This window comes from Streptomyces roseochromogenus subsp. oscitans DS 12.976, assembly GCF_000497445.1.
GTDB lineage: Bacteria > Actinomycetota > Actinomycetes > Streptomycetales > Streptomycetaceae > Streptomyces > Streptomyces oscitans.
In genome coordinates this window covers 5,870,839-5,885,606 of the sequence record NZ_CM002285.1, presented here as the reverse complement: position 1 = coordinate 5,885,606, position 14,768 = coordinate 5,870,839, and the positions used below count along the sequence as shown (strand labels likewise).

Below are 14,768 nucleotides of genomic sequence, written 5' to 3'. Positions count from 1 at the left end.
GGTGTGCCCGGACAGCGGAAAGGCGCCCCGGAGGGCGCCTTTCGACGAGCGGGTGACTCCCTTGCCGCTACGGCAGGTTGCGGGCCATGACGATCCGCTGAACCTGATTCGTGCCCTCATAAATCTGCGTGATCTTGGCGTCGCGCATCATGCGCTCCACCGGGTAGTCACGGGTGTAGCCGTAGCCGCCGAGCAGCTGGACGGCGTCCGTGGTGACCTCCATCGCCACGTCCGAGGCGAAGCACTTGGCGGCGGCGCCCAGGTAGGTGAGGTCGGCGTCGCCGCGCTCGGAGGCGGCGGCGGCCTGGTAGGTGAGGGCGCGGGCCGCCGAGATCTTCATCGACATGTCGGCGAGCATGAACTGGATGCCCTGGAAGTCGGCGATCGCCTTGCCGAACTGCTTGCGCTCGTGGACATAGCCCTTGGCGTAGTCGAAGGCGCCCTGCGCGACACCGAGCGCCTGCGCGGCGATGGTGATGCGGGTGTGGTCCAGGGTCTTCATGGCGGTCATGAAGCCCGTGCCCTCCTCGCCGATCATGCGGTCGGCGGGGATGCGGACGTTGTCGAAGTAGACCTCGCGGGTCGGGGAGCCCTTGATGCCGAGCTTCTTCTCCGGGGCGCCGAAGGAGACGCCCTCGTCCGACTTCTCGACGACGAAGGCGGAGATGCCCTTGGTGCGCTTCTCCGGGTCGGTGACCGCCATGACCGTGTAGTACTCGGAGACGCCGGCGTTGGTGATCCAGCGCTTGACGCCGTTGAGGATCCAGTGGTCGCCGTCGCGGACCGCCTTGGTCTTCATGCCGCCCGCGTCCGAGCCCGCCTCCGGCTCGGAGAGGCAGTACGAGAACATCGCGTCGCCCTTGGCGAGCGGGGTCAGGTACTTCTTCTTCAGCTCCTCGCCGCCGGAGAGGATCACCGGGAGCGAGCCGAGCTTGTTCACGGCCGGGATCAGGGAGGAGGAGACGCAGGCACGCGCCACCTCCTCGATCACGATGACCGTGGCGAGCGCGTCGGCGCCGGCGCCGCCGTACTCCTCGGGTACGTGCACCGCGTGCAGGTCGTTGGCCACCAGGGCGTCGAGGGCCTCCTGCGGGAAGCGGGCCTCCTCGTCCACCGCCGCGGCGTACGGCGCGATCTTCGCCTCGACCAGGGAGCGGACGGCGTCGCGGAGCATGTCGTGCTCCTCGGACGGGCGGTACAGGTCGAAGTCAGCCGATCCGGCCACGGTGTCTCACGCTCCAAAGACGCAGTGATTCTGACGCTAATTACCGTTAAGTAACTCAAATTTTAGAGGCCAGCCCGCAGCACGCCTACGTGAGCTACGCGACAGCGGGGAAATTGCCCGGTGGGCGGCCCGACTATGCTCGGCTCGGCATCCCCGACGTACCCGATCTGGAGCACATCCATGAGCCTGAAGATCACCGTGATCGGCACCGGATATCTGGGCGCCACGCACGCCGCGGCCATGGCCGAGCTGGGCTTCGAGGTGCTGGGGCTCGATGTCGTACCGGAGAAGATCGCCATGCTGGAGCGCGGCGAGACCCCGATGTACGAGCCGGGTCTCGAAGAGCTGCTGCGCAGGCATGTAGCCGGTATCGAGGGGTCCACGGGACGGCTGCGCTTCACCACCGACTGGGCCGAGGTCGGCGCGTTCGGCGATGTGCACTTCGTCTGCGTCAACACCCCGCAGAAGCACGGCGAGTACGCCTGCGACATGTCGTACGTCGACTCCGCGATCTCCTCGCTCGCCCCGCATCTGCACGGTCCGGCCCTGGTCGTCGGCAAGTCGACCGTGCCGGTCGGCTCGGCCGATCGTCTCGCCGCCTACCTGGCCGGGCACGCGCCGGCGGGCGGTGACGCCGAGCTGGCCTGGAACCCGGAGTTCCTGCGCGAGGGCTTCGCCGTCCAGGACACCCTGCACCCGGACCGGATCGTGGCGGGCGTGCGCAGCGAGCGCGCCGAGAAGCTGCTGCGGGAGGTGTACGCGACCCCGATCGGTGAGGGCACGCCGTTCGTCGTGACCGACTTCCCGACCGCCGAGCTGGTGAAGACGGCCGCGAACTCCTTCCTCGCCACCAAGATCTCCTTCATCAACGCGATGGCGGAGGTGTGCGAGGCCGGCGGCGGTGACGTGGCGAAGCTGGCGGAGGCCATCGGGCACGACGACCGGATCGGGGCCAAGTTCCTGCGCGCCGGGATCGGCTTCGGCGGCGGCTGTCTGCCGAAGGACATCCGGGCGTTCATGGCGCGGGCGGGCGAGCTGGGCGCGGACCAGGCGCTGACCTTCCTGCGCGAGATCGACTCCATCAACATGCGCCGGCGTGGCGCGATGGTGGAGATGACCCGGGAGGCGCTCGGCGGCGGCTCCTTCCTCGGCAAGCGGGTCGCGGTGCTCGGCGCCACCTTCAAGCCCGACTCGGACGACGTCCGCGACTCGCCCGCGCTGAACGTGGCCGGCCAGATCCATCTGCAGGGCGGCCAGGTCACGGTGTACGACCCGAAGGGCATGGCCAACGCCCGCAAGGTGTTCCCGACCCTCGGCTACGCCGGCTCGGCGCTGGAGGCGGTGCGCGGCGCCGACGCCGTGCTGCACCTCACCGAGTGGCGGGAGTTCCGCGAGCTGGACCCGGCGGCACTCGGCGAGGTCACGTCGGCCCGCCTGATCCTGGACGGCCGCAACGCCCTCGACCCGGAGCTGTGGCGGCGGGCGGGCTGGACGTACCGGGCGATGGGCCGCCCGACGGCATAACCGCGGTACGGGCGACGCCGGTTCGGCCGAGGCTCAGTCGGCCGAACCGGCGTCTTTCGGCATTCTGCACCACCGGACACGGGCGTGGCCGCCGAACTCCCCGTGTCCTACCCCTCCTTGGCCCGGTACCGCCGCATCTTCGCCCGCGCCCCGCACACCTGCATGGAGCACCAGCGGCCGCGTCCGGCCGGGCTGCGGTCGTAGTACGCCCAGTGGCAGGTCTCGGCCTCGCAGGCCTTCAGGCGGGTCCAGGTCCCCGCGACCAGTGCCTCGGCGACGGCGGCGGCGATCCGGGTGAGCAGCGGTGCGCCGGCCGCGGGGGCCGCGAAGCCGGCGGAGCCGTCCCGCTCGTCGACGGCGACGTACAGGGGCACGCGGGACAGCAGTTCGCCGAGCGGGGTCACCTCGCGGTGCGGCCGGTGCCCGGCGTGCGCGAGCAGCGCGGCCCGCAGCGACTCCCGCAGCTCCCGCGCCTCGGCCAGCTCCTTCTCGGCGACCCCGAAGCGCGCCCGGCCGTCCGCCGTGTCCAGCGAGTCATGGCCCGTCTCGATGTCCAGCGTGTTGACCAGGGACTCGACCAGCGCCAAGGCTCCGGGGGCGGCCGATCTCTCATTCACGCTTGCGACGTTACCTCTCATGCGGGAGCATGCAGTAACCGTTACCGGTTGCCCGCTTCTATAGGTAACCCAAGGAGGTAGTCATGGCTCTCGCCAAGCTCGGTGTCGTGGTACTGGACTGTCCTGATCCCCGTGCGCTGGCCGGTTTCTACGCCGGAGTGCTGGGCGGCACGGTGGAGGGGGACGGCGAGTGGGTGGACCTGGCGGTGCCCGGAGGGCCGGCGCTGGCCTTTCAGCGGGCGCCGGGGTACGTGCCGCCGAAGTGGCCCGCGCCGGTGGACTCCCAGCAGTTCCATCTGGACCTGACGGTGGAGGACCTGGACGCGGCCGAGAAGGGCGTGCTGGAGCTGGGGGCGCGGCCACTGGACGCCGAGGACCGGGAGCGGACCTTCCGCGTGTACGCCGACCCCGCGGGGCACCCGTTCTGCCTCTGTGCCTGCTGAGCCGGCCCGAAGAAGGACAGCCGACCCGAAGGAGGACCTATGTCGTCCGTCGCCCGTTTTCGTAACGTCGTGCTCGACTGCCCCGATCCGCATGCGCTGGCCGCCTTCTACGCGGCGGTGGCCGGGGGCAGCCCGCAGGCCGAGGACGACGAGTGGGTCGTGCTGCGGGTGCCGGACGGGCCGCGGCTGGGCTTCCAGCGGGTCGAGGGGTACACCCCGCCGGAGTGGCCCCGCGCGGACCGCAACGGCCAGCAGTTCCATCTCGACTTCGACGCGGGCCCGACCTGGGCGGATGTCGACGCGGCCCATGAGCGGGTGCTCGCGCTGGGGGCGCGGCCGCTGGATCTGGAGGACCGGGAGACCAAGGACTTCCAGGTGTACGCCGATCCGGCCGGGCATCCGTTCTGCCTGTGCCGGATCGAGCAGCCGGAGGGACTCGCCTGAGGCAGCCCTGGCCGTCCGGCTCCTCGGTCGTCAGGCCTCTCTGTCCGTCCGGATCACCTCGTCCACGGTCTCCCGGGAGCGCTTCAGGCCGGCGATCATGTGGTCGCTGCGGTCGCGTTCGGCGGCGAGGTCGGCGACCAGCCGGGGGTGGCGATCGAGGAGGTCCGCCGTCGCGGTCGCGCATGCAGGGCAGCAGCCGCCGGATCTTCTCTCTGTGCAGCCCGGCCGCGTACTTGCTCAGCCGTCCAGCGACTCGATGGTGGCGTTGGACGGGGCGCGCATGGTCTGAAGATCACGGGCCACGTCCTCCGCCGCGCCCAGCACCCGCACCGCGTTCTGCCAGGTCAGCTTGGCCAGGTCGGTCCTGGACCAGCCGCGGTCCAGCAGCTCGGCGAGCAGGTTCGGGTAGCCGGAGACGTCGCTGAGGCCGTCCGGGGTGAACGCGGTGCCGTCGTAGTCGCCGCCGATGCCCAGGTGGTCGATGCCGGCCACCTCGCGCATGTGGTCCAGATGGTCCGCCACCGTCGACACCGTGGCGACCGGACGCGGATTGCGCTCCTCGAACGCGTGGTGCACCTTCATCGCCTCGGCGCTGGTGTCGAGGTGGTGGAAGCCGTGGGCGCGCATGTTCTCGTCGGCCGCCGCCGTCCATGCGACGGCCGCCTGGAGCACGAACTTCGGCACGAACGTCACCATCGCCACACCACCGTTGGCGGGCAGCCGCTCCAGCACGTCGTCGGGGATGTTGCGCGGGTGGTCGCACACCGCGCGGGCCGAGGAGTGCGAGAAGATCACCGGCGCGGACGTGGTGTCCAGCGCGGCGTGCATCGTCGTGGGCGCCACATGGGACAGGTCGACCAGCATGCCGAGGCGGTTCATCTCCCGGACCACCTCGCGGCCGAAGGCCGACAGGCCGCCGGCCTTCGGCTCGTCGGTCGCCGAGTCCGCCCAGTCGTTGTTGTCGTTGTGGGTGAGCGTCATGTAGCGCACGCCCAGCTCGTACAGACCGCGCAGGGTGCCGAGGGAGTTGCCGATCGAGTGCCCGCCCTCCGCGCCCATCAGGGAGGCGATACGGCCCTCGGCCCGCGCCGCCTCCATGTCGGCGGCGGTCAGCGCGGCCCGCAGGTCGGCGGGGTTCCGGGCGATCAACTGCCGTACGCAGTCGATCTGTTCGAGGGTCGCCGGCACCGCACCCGGAAGGTCCGAGCGCACATACACCGACCAGTACTGCGCCCCGACCCCGCCCTCGCGCAGCCGTGGGATGTCGGTGTGCAGGTGGGCGTTCTGGTGTACGGAGATGTCGCGGGCGTCGAGGTCGTAGCGGACCTGTTCGCGCAGCGCCCACGGCAGGTCGTTGTGGCCGTCGACGACCGGGAACTCGCGCAGCAGGGACCGTGCTTCGTCCAGTGAGGTCATTACGTCTTACTTCCCGAAGCCGAAGCCGCTCGACCCCTCGACCTTGGCGCGCAGCCGCTTGCCCTTCTCGGTGGCCTGGTCGTTCAGGTCCTGCTGGAAGTCGCGCATCTTGTGCTGCAGGTCCTCGTCGTGCGTGGCGAGGATGCGGGCCGCGAGCAGGCCCGCGTTGCGGGCACCGGCGACGGAGACCGTGGCGACCGGCACACCGGCCGGCATCTGCACGATGGACAGCAGCGAGTCCATGCCGTCGAGGTACTTCAGTGGCACCGGCACACCGATGACCGGCAGCGGGGTCACCGAGGCGAGCATGCCCGGCAGATGGGCGGCGCCGCCCGCACCGGCGATGATCACCTTCAGACCGCGGTCGGCGGCCTGCTCGCCGTACGTGACCATCTCGCGGGGCATGCGGTGCGCGGAGACGACGTCGACCTCGTAGGCGATCTCGAACTCGTCCAGCGCCTTGGCGGCGGCCTCCATGACGGGCCAGTCGGAGTCCGACCCCATGACGATGCCAACAACAGGGCTCATTCGGTGATCGTGCCTCTCAGATAGCCGGCTGCGTGACGGGCGCGCTCCAGCACGTCGTCCAGGTCGTCGCCGTAGGTGTTGACGTGTCCGACCTTGCGGCCCGGCTTCACGTCCTTGCCGTACATATGGATCTTGAGCTTGGGGTCGCGGGCCATGCAGTGCAAGTACGCGGAGTACATGTCCGGGTAGTCGCCGCCGAGGACGTTGACCATGACCGTCCACTTGGCGCGCGGGCGCGGGTCGCCGAGCGGGAGGTCGAGGATCGCGCGGACGTGGTTGGCGAACTGCGAGGTGATCGCGCCGTCCTGGGTCCAGTGACCGGAGTTGTGCGGGCGCATCGCGAGTTCGTTGACGAGGACACTGGAAGATCCGTCGGCATTGCGGGTCTGGAACAGCTCGACCGCGAGATGCCCGACGACGTCCAGCTCCTTGGCGATGGTCAGGGCCATCCGCTCGGCCTGCAGCGCGAGGGAGTCGTCCAGGTCCGGGGCGGGGGCTATGACCGTGTCGCAGACGCCGCCGACCTGCCGGGACTCCACCACCGGGTAGGCGACGGCCTGGCCGTGCGGGGACCGTACGACGCACGCGGCCAGCTCGCGGACGTAGTCGACCTTCTCCTCGGCGAGGACCGGGACGCCGGCCCGGAACGGGTCGGTGGCTTCCTCTGGGGTCTCCACGACCCACACGCCCTTGCCGTCGTAGCCGCCGCGGACGGTCTTCAGCACGACCGGGAAGCCGTCCCCCTCGGCCGCGAACCGGACCACGTCCTCCGGGTCGGTGACGATCCGGTGCCGCGGGCACGGGATGCCGATCGCGTCGAGCTTCGCGCGCATCACGCCCTTGTCCTGGGCGTGCACCAGCGCGTCGGGCCCCGGGCGCACGGGGATGCCGTCCGCTTCCAGGGCCCTGAGGTGCTCGATCGGCACGTGCTCGTGATCGAAGGTGATCACGTCACAGCCGCGCGCGAACTCACGCAGCGTGTCCAGATCGCGGTAGTCGCCGATGACGACATCGCTCACGACCTGCGCCGCGGAATCCTGAGGGGTGTCACTGAGGAGCTTGAACCTGATGCCCAACGGGATGCCCGCCTCGTGCGTCATACGCGCGAGCTGCCCCCCGCCGACCATGCCGACTACCGGGAACGTCACACCCCTAGCGTATCGGCCACGCCGGGGCGACCGGTTCGCGTCCCTCTGGGGATCTCTTACCCGCCACTTTCCGCGCTCTTTCCGACCTGTTTCCGAGCTATGACCCAGTCCGGAGGCGTCGGCTACTCCGTCTGGTTAGCATGGCGGGGCTGACAAAACCTACCGACGGGAGCTGCACGGCCATGGAACCTCGTTCCTCGGGGCTGCGACGGCTCGGACGCGAGGTGGCCAAGTTCGGCACCGTCGGCGTTGCGGGCATCTTCGTCAACCTCGGCGTGTTCAACCTGGTCCGCCATGTCTCCGATCTGCCGGTGGTGCGCGCCAGCATCATCGCGACGGTGGTCGCCATCGCGTTCAACTACGTGGGCTTCCGCTACTGGACGTACCGGGACCGCGAGAAGAGCGGCCGCACCAAGGAACTCACGCTGTTCCTCCTCTTCAGCGCGATCGGCCTGGTGATCGAGAACGGCGTGCTGTACCTGGCGACCTACGGCCTCGGCTGGGACAGCCCGCTGCAGAGCAACATCTCCAAGTTCGTCGGCATCGGCGTCGCGACCCTGTTCCGTTTCTGGTCGTACCGCACCTGGGTGTTCCGCGTGCAGCCGACGCAGGAGGCGGAGTCGATCCTGGTGGCCGAGTCGAAGAGGCCGCACTCCGAGCCGAAGTCGCAGCGGGTTCCGTAGCCGGGCTCGCAGCCGGTCTCAGCGGACCGTCGGCCGGTCCTCCTCCGCCTTGCGGGCCGGCGGTGTGCGGGAGAGGAACAGGCCGAAGACCGGGGGCTGGGCCTGGAGGAGTTCCAGACGGCCGCCGTCGGCCTCGGCGAGGTCCCGGGCGACGGCCAGGCCGATCCCCGTGGAGTTCCGTCCGCTGATCGTCCGCTCGAAGATCCGCGCGCCGAGGTCGGCCGGGACACCGGGACCCTCGTCGGTGACCTCGACCACGGCTTGGTTGCCGGTGACGCGGGTGCGCAGCGCGACCGTGCCGCCACCGTGCATCAGGGAGTTCTCGATCAGCGCGGCCAGTACCTGGGCGACCGCCCCCGGCGTGCCGACGGCCTGCAGATGCCGCTTGCCGGAGCTGACGATGGCCCGGCCGGCACTGCGGTAGGCGGGCCGCCACTCGGCCAGCTGCTGCTGGATGACCTCGTCCAGGTCGAAGGTGACGGCGGAGCCGGTGCGCGGGTCGCGGGAGTTCGTCAGCAGCCGCTCGACCACGTCGGTGAGCCGCTCGACCTGCGTGAGCGCGACGTTCGCCTCTTCCTTCACGATGTCCGGGTCGTCGGTGAGGGTGATCTCCTCAAGGCGCATGGACAGGGCGGTGAGAGGGGTGCGCAGCTGGTGGGAGGCATCGGCGGCCAGCCGCCGCTCGGCCGTCAGCATGCGGCCGATGCGCTCGGCGGAGGAGTCCAGCACATCGGCGACCCGGTCCAGCTCGGGGACGCCGTACCGCTTGTGCCGGGGGCGGGGGTCGCCGGAGCCGAGCCGCTCGGCGGTCTCCGCGAGGTCGGTCAGCGGGGAGGCGAGCCGATTGGCCTGCCGCACGGCGAGCAGCACGGCCGCGACCACCGCGAGCAGCGCCACCAGGCCGATGACCAGCAGGGTCCGGCCGACCTCGCGGGTCACCGCGGAGCGCGGCTCCTGCACGGTGACCGTCTCGCCCTCCTCGCCCTGCTGGGTGGCGTGAATCACGTCACCCTGCGGCTTGGTGCCGATCTCGATCGGGTCATGGCCCGGCATGCGGATCACCGCGTACTGGTCCTTGCTGACCGGGTTGCGCAGCACGTCCGCGTTGACGCTCTCGGCGGCGAGGATCCTGCTGTCCACGATGCTGGCCAGCCGTACGGCCTCGGAATCCACGCGCTCCTGCGCGCCGTTGCTGATCGTCCGCGACTCGACGATCACCAGCGAGATGCCGAAGACCGCGATCACGACGAGGACGACGGCGAGGGTGGACTGGATGAGACGTCGGCGCATGATCCGTTACCTGAAGTGATCACTGGGCCCGGGGCGGGGCCCACCCGGGGAGGGACCCACCCGGGAAGGGGTCAGCTCTTCTCGAAGCGGAAGCCGACGCCACGGACCGTCGCGATGTAGCGGGGGTTCGCCGCGTCGTCGCCCAGCTTCTTGCGCAACCAGGAGATGTGCATGTCGAGGGTCTTGGTGGACGACCACCACGTGGTGTCCCAGACCTCGCGCATCAGCTGGTCGCGCGTGACGACCCGGCCGGCGTCCCGCACCAGCACCCGCAGCAGGTCGAACTCCTTGGCGGTGAGCTGCAGTTCCTCGTCGCCCATCCACGCCCGGTGCGACTCGACATCGATGCGCACTCCGTGCGTGGCCGGCGGCTGCTGCGGCTCCGCGGCGCCGCGCCGGAGCAGTGCCCGCACCCGGGCGAGCAGTTCGGCGAGCCGGAAGGGCTTGGTGACGTAGTCGTCGGCGCCCGCGTCCAGGCCGACGACGGTGTCCACCTCGTCGGCCCGCGCGGTCAGGATGAGGATCGGCACGGTGTGGCCGTCGGCCCGCAGCCGGCGGGCGACCTCCAGGCCGTCCATGCCGGGCAGGCCCAGGTCCAGTACGACCAGATCGACGCCGCCCTGCATTCCGGCGTCGAGCGCGCTGGGTCCGTCCTCGCGCACCTCGACCTCGTAACCTTCCCGGCGCAGGGCGCGAGCCAGCGGCTCCGAGATGGACGCGTCGTCCTCGGCGAGCAGTACACGGGTCATGAGGTGATGGTAGACCGCCCGCGTGCGGTGCTGGGGTGTGATCGCTTCCAGGAACTCTTACCTTCGCACCCCACCGGTCCCCCGCCGGTCCCCCACTGATCCCTCGCCGATCCACTACTGGTCCGAACCATTACTCCGGGATGCGATCGTAGGAGAGACCTTCGAATCCGTTCCCGCGGTTCCCCCGACACCTGTGATCCGCGTCTCAAGTCCTTCCATATCCGGCTGTGTCCTGCCGTACAGTGACGTGAACGCCTGTAGTACATCCGGGGACCTTTGGCGGGCATCTGACGCTGAAGGTCTCTTTCATGTGCGGGTTGGCGCACGCCAGCCTCGAAAGGAATGACCTCTGGCCGGGCTCCGGACGCATCGACGCGTCGGGGCGTGGATCCCGGTGGTCGCCGTCCGCCGCCTCCGTGATCCGGAGACGGACTCCCCCTGGGCGTGGGGGTGGACGACCGACCTGCCGGTGCCGGCCGCACCCCCACCGGGCGCGCCACGCTCCAGCAGCGCGTCCCGACCAGCAAGGAACGACCATGGCGTCCAGCCTGACGAAGGACTCGGTCCGCCCGGGCACCCCCGGCTCCGAGAAGACCTTCTTCGGCCACCCCCGCGGCCTGGCCACTCTCTTCATGACCGAGATGTGGGAGCGGTTCAGCTTCTACGGCATGAGGGCTCTGCTCGTCCTGTACTTGGTCGCCCCGGCGTCCAAGGGCGGGCTCGCGTTCGCAGCCGCCACCGGTGCCGCGATCTACTCGGTGTACAACGCCACCGTCTATCTGCTGGCCATGCCCGGCGGTTGGATCGGCGACCGGCTGTGGGGTCCGCGCAAGACCGTGGCGGTCGCCGGCACGATCATCATGATCGGGCACTTCCTGCTCGCCGTGCCGGTCAAGGCGACCTTCTTCGTCGGCCTCGTCTTCATCGCCGTCGGCTCGGGTCTGCTCAAGGCCAACATCTCCACGATGGTCGGCCACCTCTACCCGGACCGGAACGACGCACGACGTGACGGCGCCTTCACGGTCTTCTACATGGGCATCAACCTTGGCGCCTTCGTCGCCCCGCTGCTGATCGGCTGGGTCGCCGACGTCACCAACTGGCACGTCGGCTTTGCACTGGCGGGTGTGGGCATGGCGCTGGGCCTGGCCCAGTACCTGCTCGGCACGCGCCACCTGAGCCCGATCAGCAACGAGGTGCCGCAGCCGGTGGACGCCACCGAGCGGACCGCGCTGCTGAAGAAGGCGGGTCTGTGGGCCGCGGCCGCCGCGGTCTTCTACGGCATCGTCGCCGCCACCGGCTCGTTCACGATCAACTGGGTCCTGTGGCCGCTGTCCCTCGCGGGTCTGGCGCTGCCTGCCTTCTACTTCACCCGCATGCGCCGGGACAAGGAGCTCACGGCAGACGACAAGTCCAAGATCACCGGCTACGTCTGGTTCTTCGTCGTCGCCGCGGTCTTCTGGATGATCTACGACCAGTCCGGCTCGACGCTGAGTCTGTTCGCGAGCGACCACACCTCGAACAAGCTGTGGAGCTTCGGCTTCCCGGCCAGCTGGTTCCAGTCGCTGAACCCGCTCTTCGTGATGGCCCTCGCGCCTGTGATCGCGGCCCTTTGGATCAAGCTCGGTCAGCGCAACCCGAGCACCACCGTGAAGTTCGCCCTCGGTCTGATCGGCATCGGTGTTTCCTTCGGCGTGATGATGCTGGCCATGGCGGCCGCCTCCGGCGACGCCAAGGTCACGCCGCTGTGGCTGTGCTCCGTGTACCTGATCCAGACGGTGGCCGAGCTGTGCCTGTCCCCTGTCGGCCTGTCGGTCACCACCAAGCTGGCGCCGCAGAAGTACGCGAGCCAGATGATGGGTCTGTGGTTCCTCGCGGTCACCGCCGGTGACTGCCTGGCCGCACTGACCCAGCTCCTCATCGGCGATGCCTTCCTGTCGACGACCTCGTTCGCCATCCAGGGCGCCATCGCGGCGCTCGGTGGCCTCGGTTTCGTCGCCTACCGCAAGAAGGTCATCGCACTCATGGGTGACGTGCGCTGATCCGAGGGCTGAGGCCCACGTGAGAGGGGCGGTCCGGGAAACCCGGACCGCCCCTCTCACACGCTCAGCGGCGCGTCAGCCGCACTTCACGCCCCACAGGGCGGCGACGGCGCAGCCGAGGGCGTAACCGCCCTCACCGCTCTGCCACTTGCCCGGCGAGTGCTCACCCCATCCGGCAGCAAGATTTGAGGTCCGTTCCCCAAGGTCAGCGCGTCCTCCGCCCGGGCATGAACGTGAACACCGCCGCCCCCAGCAGGATCGCCGTGCCGGCCACCAGGCCGAGGGCCTTCAGGGCTCCGTGGTCGTAGGCGCCGGTCTGGGCGAGGCCGCCGGAGCCGCTGCTGCTGCCGCCGGTCGAGCCACCGGAGGTGGACGTGCCTCCGGACGAGCCGCCCGGCTGCTGGCTGGTGTCCAGGGTGAGCGAGACCTCCGTCCTGGTCGGGGTGCACGTCGTGGTCGTACCGAGCGCCTTGACCGTCAGGACGCCCGGGGACAGGGTCGAACTGCCGCTCGCGCCGGGCTTGTAGGTGCCGGTGAGGTCCGGGATCTCGATCGGGTCGCCGGACTTGATGGGCTTGGCGTTGGTCGGCCCCTCCACATGCACGGTGCCCTTGTCGGCGCCGCCCAGCACCACCTCCATGGACGGCTTCACGGAGTTCGCCGGGATGTCGGCGGGGCTGTTCATCACCGACTTCTTGAACTGCACGGTGACGCCGAAGTCCCCGCCGTTCTTCTTGGCGTTGATCTGCACCGGCGAGGTCGCGTTCTTGTCGCCGATCGGGGTCTTGCAGGCGTAGGGGATCTGCACCTCCTTGCCGGTGAAGTCGGTCTGGCCGCTGCCGCCGCTGGATGTGACGGTGGGCGTGGCCGACTGGGTCGGGGTGCTCGACTGCGTCGGCGTCGTCGACGAGGTCGGTGTCGGGCCGGACGTGCCGCCGCTGCCCCCGCCGTCGCCCGTCACCTGGATCGTCGCCGCCTTCTGCACGGTCTCCTTGGGCGTGCACTTGGTGTCCGTCGACATCGCGTTGACGGTGTACGCGTCCGGGGTCAGCGTCACCTCGCCGGCCGTCGTCAGCTTGACGCTGCCCTTCATGTCGGACAGCACCATGTCGCCGCCCTTGGGGATCGCCGGGTTCTGCCGCGGCCCCTGCATCGCGATGTCGGCGACCTGCGCGCCGGCCGCCTTGAGCACGCCGGACGGCTGGACCGAGTTCGCGGGCAGGTCGATGATGTCGGGGTTCTTGGACGCGGCCTGGACGAACTTCCACACCACGTTCACGGTGTCGCCCACCTTCGCCGTGGCCGGCGCGGTGATCTCGACCTTCGTGGTGCCGTCGACGGGACTGATGCCCGCCGGCGGCACACAGTGGGTGGCGAACGCCACCTCGGCCGCCTGCGCGGGGGATGCGGCGAGGCCCAGCAGGACGCCCGCACCGCTCAGCGCCAGCGCGGCGCCCGCGGCCGTACCTCTCCTTCGGATGCTCACGTGGGTCGTCCCTTCCTGGTGGGAGTCGTAGGACTCGTCGGGCTGTCGGGGTGCGGTGCGGAGAGCCGGCCGGCCGGGTCGCCCGGGACGGAGTCCTGGGTGAACCACGGCAGGGTCGGGGTCGAGGGGGGCGGTTCAGCGGTGCGGGAGCGCGGCAGCGACAGCGGCAGCCGCAGGGCGGGCCGGGGCAGTCGCCGGTGGGCACTGCGGGAAGCGCCGCCCGGGCGGCGAGGCCGTACCCGGTCCACCACGGCCATGCCGATGCGGAACAGCGCGGCTGGTACGACCACGCAGAGCAGGAGCCAGAACAGCGTCACGCCCCAGGGGCGGCTCACTCCCCACGGCTGTTCGGCGAGGACCTTGCCGTCGTACTTCAGGGACACGGTGTAGTCGCCGTGGGCTCCGGCGGACAGCTCGACGGGCAGGCTGACCTCGGCTTTCTTGCCCGGCGCCAGGGTGCCGTGCCACTGCCGGTCGTCCCACTGCGGGGCGAAGACCCCATGCGCGGAGCCGACCTGGAAGATCGGGTCCTTGATCGTGCCGGTGCCGGAGTTGCCGACGGTGAAGACCAGGGTGCGGCTCGGCGGAGCGCCGAACCAGGTCAGCAGGGAGCCGGAGCCGGTCAGCCGGGTGTCGGAAAGGATCGACAGCCGGCCGTCGGTGTTCTCGGCGGGCAGCGGGGCGACGGGATGCCCGGCGACCTCAAGGACGGCGTCCGCCTCGGCCCTGGCGCCGGTGACCGTGGCCACATGCACCACACAGGGGCAGGGCACGGGCGGTTCCGCGACTGGGAGTTCCTTGCCGAAGGCGCCCTGGGCATCGGTGGTCACGGCCCGGCCGTCGCCGTTGGCGCACGAGTTGGTGCCGCCGATGACACCCCGGGACGGTGTGGCCTGCCCACACACCAGCAGCATCAGCAGCGTGTGCGGCCGCCAGCCGGTGCCGGTGGCGGTGATCGAGCCGCCAGTGCCGGCCTGGGTCGCCGACAGCTTCACGACCGGCCCGTCCGCAGCGGCCGCCGGGCCGGCGAGCGGCAACAGAAGCAGCGCAAACACCGCCACCACCGCTGGGACCCGCAACATCCTTACCTTCCCGCTCACTTCACCGCGCCTTCCGTGAACGCGCCACCAGGCCACAGATCCTCGGCAGCGGCAGCGGCAGCGCCGCGAGCGCCAG

General features: G+C 70.2%; 14 protein-coding genes. 5 read left to right on the top strand and 9 right to left on the bottom strand.

Translation table 11 applies throughout. The features are described 5' to 3' along the window. Nucleotides 1-67: 67 nt before the first annotated feature. Entirely contained in the window at nucleotides 68-1,225 is a 1,158-nt protein-coding gene (locus tag M878_RS75095) for an acyl-CoA dehydrogenase family protein (protein WP_023550016.1), read from the bottom strand. Between the two features lie 180 nt (nucleotides 1,226-1,405). Between M878_RS75095 and M878_RS75090 the strand changes: the two genes are divergently transcribed. Continuing rightward, nucleotides 1,406-2,749, top strand: a complete 1,344-nt coding sequence (locus M878_RS75090) for a UDP-glucose dehydrogenase family protein (protein WP_023550015.1) — start codon at nucleotides 1,406-1,408, stop codon at nucleotides 2,747-2,749. Between the two features lie 107 nt (nucleotides 2,750-2,856). On the opposite strand, the gene M878_RS75085 is transcribed toward M878_RS75090, so the two are convergent. Beyond that, nucleotides 2,857-3,366 (bottom strand): CGNR zinc finger domain-containing protein, encoded by a 510-nt coding sequence (locus M878_RS75085; protein WP_031225757.1) that lies wholly within the window; start codon nucleotides 3,364-3,366, stop codon nucleotides 2,857-2,859. 83 nt (nucleotides 3,367-3,449) lie between these two features. Between M878_RS75085 and M878_RS75080 the strand changes: the two genes are divergently transcribed. Continuing rightward, nucleotides 3,450-3,809, top strand: coding sequence for a VOC family protein (locus tag M878_RS75080; protein WP_023550013.1), 360 nt, complete (start codon nucleotides 3,450-3,452; stop codon nucleotides 3,807-3,809). Between the two features lie 39 nt (nucleotides 3,810-3,848). Then, the gene (locus M878_RS75075; RefSeq protein WP_023550012.1) at nucleotides 3,849-4,253 is read left to right on the top strand and encodes a VOC family protein; all 405 of its coding nucleotides are present in this window, start codon (nucleotides 3,849-3,851) and stop codon (nucleotides 4,251-4,253) included. A 237-nt stretch (nucleotides 4,254-4,490) separates the two neighbouring features. Here M878_RS75075 and M878_RS75070 read toward each other — a convergent pair whose 3' ends face one another. From M878_RS75070 to M878_RS75060, 3 genes are read right to left on the bottom strand one after another with little or no spacing between them, the layout of a single operon-like run. Continuing rightward, entirely contained in the window at nucleotides 4,491-5,669 is a 1,179-nt protein-coding gene (locus M878_RS75070; RefSeq protein ID WP_023550011.1) for a dipeptidase, read from the bottom strand. Nucleotides 5,670-5,675: 6 nt separating this feature from the next. Then, nucleotides 5,676-6,197 (bottom strand): 5-(carboxyamino)imidazole ribonucleotide mutase, encoded by a 522-nt coding sequence (purE, locus tag M878_RS75065; RefSeq protein WP_078630386.1) that lies wholly within the window; start codon nucleotides 6,195-6,197, stop codon nucleotides 5,676-5,678. Beyond that, a complete protein-coding gene (locus M878_RS75060; protein WP_031225756.1) occupies nucleotides 6,194-7,345 on the bottom strand; it encodes a 5-(carboxyamino)imidazole ribonucleotide synthase in 1,152 nt (383 codons plus the stop codon). The genes purE and M878_RS75060 overlap by 4 nt, the downstream gene beginning before the upstream one ends. A gap of 182 nt (nucleotides 7,346-7,527) precedes the next feature. On the opposite strand from M878_RS75060, the gene M878_RS75055 reads away from it, so the two are divergent. Further along, entirely contained in the window at nucleotides 7,528-8,028 is a 501-nt protein-coding gene (locus M878_RS75055; protein ID WP_023550008.1) for a GtrA family protein, read from the top strand. An 18-nt stretch (nucleotides 8,029-8,046) separates the two neighbouring features. On the opposite strand, the gene M878_RS75050 is transcribed toward M878_RS75055, so the two are convergent. Both M878_RS75050 and M878_RS75045 read right to left on the bottom strand, forming a co-directional pair. Next, nucleotides 8,047-9,318: an ATP-binding protein gene (locus tag M878_RS75050; RefSeq protein ID WP_023550007.1), complete on the bottom strand. Its 1,272-nt coding sequence runs from the start codon at nucleotides 9,316-9,318 to the stop codon at nucleotides 8,047-8,049. Between the two features lie 71 nt (nucleotides 9,319-9,389). Further along, nucleotides 9,390-10,067, bottom strand: a complete 678-nt coding sequence (locus M878_RS75045) for a response regulator transcription factor (protein WP_023550006.1) — start codon at nucleotides 10,065-10,067, stop codon at nucleotides 9,390-9,392. Between the two features lie 536 nt (nucleotides 10,068-10,603). Between M878_RS75045 and M878_RS75040 the strand changes: the two genes are divergently transcribed. Beyond that, entirely contained in the window at nucleotides 10,604-12,106 is a 1,503-nt protein-coding gene (locus M878_RS75040) for a peptide MFS transporter (protein WP_023550005.1), read from the top strand. 205 nt (nucleotides 12,107-12,311) lie between these two features. Here M878_RS75040 and M878_RS75035 read toward each other — a convergent pair whose 3' ends face one another. Continuing rightward, the gene (locus M878_RS75035; RefSeq protein ID WP_023550004.1) at nucleotides 12,312-13,592 is read right to left on the bottom strand and encodes a hypothetical protein; all 1,281 of its coding nucleotides are present in this window, start codon (nucleotides 13,590-13,592) and stop codon (nucleotides 12,312-12,314) included. Continuing rightward, on the bottom strand, nucleotides 13,589-14,674 hold the full coding sequence (locus M878_RS75030) for a hypothetical protein (RefSeq protein WP_031225752.1): 1,086 nt from the start codon (nucleotides 14,672-14,674) through the stop codon (nucleotides 13,589-13,591). The genes M878_RS75035 and M878_RS75030 overlap by 4 nt, the downstream gene beginning before the upstream one ends. Between the last annotated feature and the right edge of the window lie 94 nt (nucleotides 14,675-14,768).

Excerpts from the sequence above, each read along its gene's own strand:
- M878_RS75050 (WP_023550007.1), bottom strand. The coding sequence starts at position 9,318 with ATGCGCCGACGTCTCATCCAGTCCACCCTCGCCGTCGTCCTCGTCGTG.
- M878_RS75030 (WP_031225752.1), bottom strand. The coding sequence starts at position 14,674 with ATGTTGCGGGTCCCAGCGGTGGTGGCGGTGTTTGCGCTGCTTCTGTTG.
- purE (WP_078630386.1), bottom strand. The coding sequence starts at position 6,197 with ATGAGCCCTGTTGTTGGCATCGTCATGGGGTCGGACTCCGACTGGCCC.
- M878_RS75045 (WP_023550006.1), bottom strand. The coding sequence starts at position 10,067 with ATGACCCGTGTACTGCTCGCCGAGGACGACGCGTCCATCTCGGAGCCG.
- M878_RS75040 (WP_023550005.1), top strand. The coding sequence starts at position 10,604 with ATGGCGTCCAGCCTGACGAAGGACTCGGTCCGCCCGGGCACCCCCGGC.
- M878_RS75075 (WP_023550012.1), top strand. The coding sequence starts at position 3,849 with ATGTCGTCCGTCGCCCGTTTTCGTAACGTCGTGCTCGACTGCCCCGAT.
- M878_RS75070 (WP_023550011.1), bottom strand. The coding sequence starts at position 5,669 with ATGACCTCACTGGACGAAGCACGGTCCCTGCTGCGCGAGTTCCCGGTC.
- M878_RS75090 (WP_023550015.1), top strand. The coding sequence starts at position 1,406 with ATGAGCCTGAAGATCACCGTGATCGGCACCGGATATCTGGGCGCCACG.
- M878_RS75055 (WP_023550008.1), top strand. The coding sequence starts at position 7,528 with ATGGAACCTCGTTCCTCGGGGCTGCGACGGCTCGGACGCGAGGTGGCC.
- M878_RS75080 (WP_023550013.1), top strand. The coding sequence starts at position 3,450 with ATGGCTCTCGCCAAGCTCGGTGTCGTGGTACTGGACTGTCCTGATCCC.